General features: G+C 78.7%; 2 protein-coding genes. One reads left to right on the forward strand and one right to left on the reverse strand.

What is annotated here, in order from left to right; genetic code table 11:
• Window positions 1–114: 114 nt before the first annotated feature.
• Window positions 115–2,934 carry an AfsR/SARP family transcriptional regulator gene (locus AC07AL_RS16295; protein ID WP_400805967.1) on the reverse strand — a complete coding sequence of 940 codons (2,820 nt, stop codon included), beginning with the start codon at window positions 2,932–2,934 and terminating at the stop codon, window positions 115–117.
• Window positions 2,935–3,284: 350 nt separating this feature from the next.
• Here AC07AL_RS16295 and AC07AL_RS16300 point away from each other — a divergent pair.
• Window positions 3,285–6,128: AfsR/SARP family transcriptional regulator (locus AC07AL_RS16300; RefSeq protein WP_478317682.1), on the forward strand; the 2,844-nt coding region annotated here is incomplete at its 3' end.

A 6,128-nucleotide genomic window follows, 5' to 3' on the forward strand; every position in this document is an offset into this window, starting at 1 on the left:
CAACCCCCATTCTGACCCCCCCCCCCCCCCCCCCCCTCCCCCCCCCCCCCCCCCCCCCCCCCCCCCCCCCCCCCCCCCCCCCCCCCCCCCCCCCCCCCCCCCCCGGGGAGCCGGTCAGTGCCGGTGTGGCGCGCGCGAGTTCAGCGACTCCTCCAGGCTGGTGGTGAACTCGCTCTGCACCCCGGCCAGTCGATCGTGGCTGCGGAAGCGGTCGAGCGCCGAGCGCAGCCGGTCCAGGGCCTCCAGTTCGCGGCCCCGGCTCAGCAGGTAGGCGGCGTGCGACTGTTCGGCGATGGCCTGGAGGTAGAGCAGGCCCGCTTCCTCGCAGCCGGCCAGCAGCCGGTGCCAGGCCAGGTCGACGGTCTCGCTGCGCCCGTGCGGGGGCAGGGTGTGCGCCTCGGTCAGCATCGACCACAGGTGGATCGAGGTGACCGGGCGGGCGGGCAGCAGCTCCCTGGCCTCCCGGGCCTGCCGCAGCGCGCCCTGCCGGTCCCCGGCCAGCAGGCTCACCCAGCTGTGGTGGACCAGGGCGACGGCCAGCGGCCGGGGGTCGCCGGACTCCACGGCCAGCGCGGCCGAGCCGGACGCCAGCCGGGCGGCCTCGGTCGCGCTGCCCAGGATCGCGGTGATCAGCGACTGGGTGGCGAGCGCGCGGGCGTACGCGGCGCGGCCCGCGGGCCCGGTCGCGGCCTCGCCGGCGGCCACCGCCCGGCGCGCGGCCTCGGCCGCCTCCTGGCGGCGTTCCAGCCCGAGCAGCGCGTTCGCCCGGGCGCCGTGCAACTGGGCGGCGGCCAGCTCGTCGCCGCACCGCTCGGCCTCCCGGACGCCCGCGCGCAGGCAGCCCAGCCAGTCGGTGAACCGGCTGGAGCCGTAGTACAGCGGGCCGGCGGCCTGGGCCAGCCGCCAGACCCGGTCCGGGTCGTCGGCGGTGCCGGTGATCAGCGCGCGGATCGCGGGCTCCTCGGCCTGGAACCAGTCCAGTGCGGCGCGGATGCCGTCGGCCGGCGGCAGGGCCCGCGGGGGGTGGACGAGCGTGTCGAAACCGTCCTGGCCCGGCTCGATGAACTCGCCGCCCTGCCGCAGCGCCGCCTGGTAGTAGTCCAGCAGCCGCTCCCGGGCGAGGCGTCGGCGCGGCTCGGGCTGCTCGGCGAGCAGCCCGGCGCTGAACAGCCGGACCAGCTCGGCGCGGCCGTAGCGCCCGGGCGCCGCACCGGTGAGCAGGTGGTGGGCGGCGAGTTCGCCGAGCGACCGGCGGGCGGTGGCCGGGTCGGCGCCGAGCACGGCCGCACTGGTCAGGGTGTCCACCTCCCGGCCCGGGTGGGCGGCCAGGAGGGTGAGCAGTTCGGCGGCGCCAGGGGAGAGGCGGCGGTACGTCAGGAGGAGCTCGGTGGTGACGCCGGTCGCGCCGTCGGCGTCCAGGACGGGCAGTCTGGTCTGCTCGTCGGCGAGTTCGGCGACCAGTTCGGCGATCGTCCAGTCCGGGCGGGTGGCCAGCCGGGCCGCGGCGATCCGCAGCGCCAGCGGCAGGTGGTCGCAGAGCCCGGCCAGTTCGGTGGCGGCGGCCGGTTCGGCCCGCAGCCGGTCGGGGCCGAGCGCGCGCTCCAGCAGCCGCAGGGAGTCGTCCTGGGGCAGCGGGGGCAGGCGCAGCAGGGCCGCACCGTCGGCGGCCACCAGCCCCTCCAGCGAGCCGCGGCTGGTCACCACGGCGGCGCAGCCGGGCCCCTGCGGCAGCAGGTCGGCGACCTGGTCGGCATCGGCGGCGTCGTCCAGGACCACCAGCAGGCGCCGCCCCCTGGTCCGGTCGCGGTAGAGCGCGGCCCGGTCGTCCCGGTCCTCGGGGACGGCGCCCTCGGAGACCCCGAGGGCCCGCAGGAAGCCGCCGAGGGCGGCTTCCGGGTCGGCCGGGCCGGCCGGGTCGAGGCCCCGCAGGTCGGCGAACAGCTGCCCGTCCGGGAAGTGCGGGGCGCGGCGGTGCGCCCAGGCGGTGACCAGCGCGCTCTTGCCGGCCCCGGCCGGTCCGACCACCACGGCCAGGCCGTCACCGGCGCGGTCCGGGCCGCACTCGCCGTCCAGCCAGCAGCCCTCGCTGTCCCGGCCGACGAAGTCGACCGGGCGGCGCGGGAGTTGACGGGGAACCCGCGGCGCGGCCGGAGGGGCCGCCGAGCGGGCCGGGGCCGGCTGCTCGGCCCGGCCCCCGGACAGCACCTCGGCGAGCGCCGCCTGGAGCGCCGGGCCGGGCCGGATCCCCAGCTCGCGGTCCAGCCGCACCCGGGCCTGGTGGTAGGCGGACAGCGCGTCCGCCGGCCGTCCGGCCTGGTGCAGACAGCGCATCAGCAGCGCCACCAGCTCCTCGCGCAGCCCGTCGGTCCGCACGTGCTGCTCCAGGGCCGGCACCGCCGCCACCCCGCTGCCCTGGCGCAGCCGCAGCCCGGCCCAGCTGAGCACGGCGGCGGTGCGGGCCTGCTCCAGCTGGTCGACCACGGCCGCGCGCACGGCGGTGTCGGGCAGGTCGGCCAGGGCCTCGCCGCGCCACAGCCGCAACGCCTGCTCCAGCAGCGCGATCGCCTGCGCGTCCGCCGTGCCGCAGCCGAGTCCGGCCTGTTCGGCGGCCCGGTCGGTCAGCGCCTCGAAGCGCAGCGCGTCCACCTCCTCGGCCGGACCGGCCAGCAGGTAGCCGGACGAACGGGTGTGCAGCACGAACGGGGTGTCGGCGATCGCCTTGCGCAGCGCCGCCACGTGCCCCTGTAGGGCGGCCCGGGCGCTGGCCGGCGGCCGCTCGCCCCACAGCAGCTCGCAGAAGCCGTCCACCCCGACCACCCGGCCCAGCCGCAACGCGAGCAGCGCCAGGATCGCCCTGCGCTGCGCCCCCGGCAGCGAGGCGAAGCCGTCCGCCCCGGCCCGCAGCTCCACCGGGCCGAGGAGCCGAATCCGCACCAGTACCCCCACTTCACCCACGACGGGCAGGGCGTCCCCCCGCCCCATTGACGTCCGGGGTGTGCCCCGGGGTGGAGCAGTGTAGTGCCCTGAAGTGTCCTGTTCGCGCCAGATCGCCCACTCCCCGGGCGCCACCGGGTGGCGGCGCCCGGCGGAACGGACGTCGATGCCGGGCCCTGCGGATCTTGCCGGGTCCGGGTCCGACCCGACAAGATCCACCAGATCCGAGCAGACCCCATCCGGCCGCGTGCACGTGACCGGACCAGGCCTATCCTCTGACGACGCCGGGAAGACGCCGGAGGTTGTCGTCGGCGGCGGATCCGATCGGCGACAGGGGAGGAGAGGGCCGCATGCACATCGACCTGCTCGGGCCGGTCGCCGTACGACGGGACGACGGGACGACGGTCACACCCTCGGCCCCCAAACGCCGGGCGCTGCTGAGCACCCTCGCCATCCGGCTCAACCAGACCGTCGGCACCGACGAGCTGATCGAGCTGGTCTGGGACGGCGACGCGCCCCCCACCGCCCGCGCCGCGCTCCAGGGGCACGTCGCGGCCCTGCGCCAACTGCTCGACTGCCCCGGGCTCACCCTGGGCACCCGCGGCGCCGGCTACCTGCTGGCCGGCGACCCCGACCGGGTGGACCTGCTGCACTTCCGCGGGCTCTGCGACCGGGCGGGCGTGCTGCGGCCCGCCCCGGCCGCGCCCGCCGGGAGCACCGAGCCCGAGCCGCACGATCCGGCCGTGCCCCTGCTGCGCGCCGCCCTGGACCTGTTCCGCGGCCCGGCCCTCGTCGACTGCGGGTCCGTCCTGCTGCGCGAGCGCACCCTGCCGCACGTCACCGACCTGCGGCTGCGCGCCCTGGACCGGCTCGCCGAGGGCCTGCTCGGGGCCGGCCGCGGCGGCGAGCTGGCCGGCGAGCTGGCCGAGGCGGCGGTCGCCCACCCGACCCGGCAGACGCTGGTCGCGCGGCTGGTCCGCTGCCTCGACCAGGCCGGCCGCCGGGACGAGGCGGCGGCCTGGTACGACCGGGCGGTGGCCCGGCTCTCCGGCCCGCCCGGTCCGGAGCTGCGCCACGCCGGTGAACGGTCGGCGGACGGCCCCGAGCGGGACGCGCCGCCCAGACCCGCCCGGCTTCCGAGGCGTGGTGCGCCGGACCGCAGGTTCACCGGCCGGTCGGCCGAATTCGCCCGGCTCGACGAGGCCCTGGCCGCCGCCGTCCGGTCCGGCCACCCGATCCTGGTCACCGGACCGGCCGGGGTCGGCAAGACCAGCCTGGTCCAGCACTGGGTGCAGCGGTCCACCGGGCACTTCCCCGACGGAGTCCTGCACGCCGAGCTGGGCGGCTTCGACCCGGCCGGGCCCCGCGAACCCGCCGACGTGCTGGCCGGGTTCCTGCTCGCCCTCGGCGAGCCGGCGGGCGCCCTGCCCGCCTCGCCCGAGGAGCGGGAGCAGCGCTACCGGGAACTGCTGGCCGGCCGCCGGCTGCTGATCGTGCTGGACGACGCGCGCTCGTACGAGCAGCTCGCCCCGCTGCTGCCCGACCCGCCCCCGCCGGGGGACGGCCCGGACGGGAACGGAGCCGGGGACGGGGACGCCGGCACCCGCGGCACCCCCGTCGTCGTCGTCACCAGCCGCAGCCGGCTGCGCGACCTGCTGGTCCGCGACGGCGGCATCCCGCTCCCGCTGGGCGTGCTCGGCGCCGAGGACGCGGCCGAACTGCTCGCCCGGACCCTCGGCCCGGCCCGGGTCGCCGCCGAACCGCAGGCGGCCGCCGACCTCGCCGCGGCCTGCGACCACCTGCCGCTCGCCCTGCGGCTGGCCGCCGCCCGGCTGGCCGCCCGCCCCGGCTGGACCCTGGGCGACCTGGCCGCGGAACTCGCCGACGAGCAGACCGGCCTCGCCACCCTGGCCGGCACCGACCGCGGCCCGATCGGTGTCACCACCGCCCTGGACCACACCTACCGGACCCTGCCGCCCGCCCCCGCCCGGCTGTTCACCCTGCTCGGCCTGCACCCCGGCGCGGTGATCGACACCGCCACCGCCGCCGCGCTCGCCGACCTGCCGCCCGCCGCCACCCGCACCCTGCTGACCCGCCTCGACGCCGTCCACCTGCTGGAGGAGACCACGCCCGGCCGCTACGCCCGGCGCGAGCTGGTCCGGCGCTACGCGGCCGGGCAGGCCGCCGAACTCACCTGCGACGACCGGTTCGTCGCCCTCGACCGGCTGATCGCCCACTACCTCGCGGTCACCGCGGCCTGGACCACCGGCGGCTGCACCACCGCCGCCTGGACGCCCGAGGGCGGCGGCGCGGCCCCGGCGGAGGCGGCCGCCTGGTTCCGCCGGGAGGAGAGCGCCCTGCGCGCGGTGGTGGTCTGCGCCGAGCAGTTCGGCCGGACCGCCGAATCCTGGCAACTCGCCCACCGGATAGGCCTGCTGTACGAGACCACCGGCCACGACCGGACGCACTGGCGCGCCGTCACCGAGGCCGGCCTGCGCGCCGCCCACAGCTGCGCGGACCAGGCGGCCGTCGCCCGGCTGGCCACCGACCTCGCCGTCCTGCACGTCGACCGTGCCGCCCATCGCACCGCCGTCCAGCAACTGGAACGGGCCGTGGCCGCCGCAGACCGGGCCGGCGACCAACTGCTGCGCCACCAATGCCGTGCCCGGGTGGCCGGTGCGCTGCTGCGGGCCGGCCGCTACGACCAGGCCCTGCCGCTGATGACCGACCTGGTGAGCGCAGCCCGCACCCCGGCCGTCGGCGGCCTGCTCGTCCGCGCGCTCACCGACCTCGCCGACGCGCTGGTCCTGGCCGGCTCCCCCGGCCCGGCCCTGGTCCACGCCGACGAGGCCGTCCGGGTCGCCACCACCCGCTCCGGCGCCGAGGCCGTCCTCGCCACCCAGAGCCGGGCCCGCGCCCTGCACGCGCTCGGCCGCCGCGACGCCGCCCTGTCCACGGCCCGACTCGCCGTCGCCCTGGGCCGCACGGTCGGCGACACCGGACTGGAGTCCCGCACCCACGGCCTGCTGGCTGACCTGCTGTGCGAACTGGGCCGCACCACCGAGAGCGCCGTCGCCAGACGGCAGGCGGCCCGGGCCCTGGGGGGGGGGGGGGGGGGGGGGGGGGGGGGGGGGGGGGGGGAGGAGGAAAGAAGACAGACCCACATCCCCCCTCCCCCCCCCCCCCCCCCCTCC

It is taken from the genome of Kitasatospora sp. NPDC043949 (genome assembly GCF_056435365.1).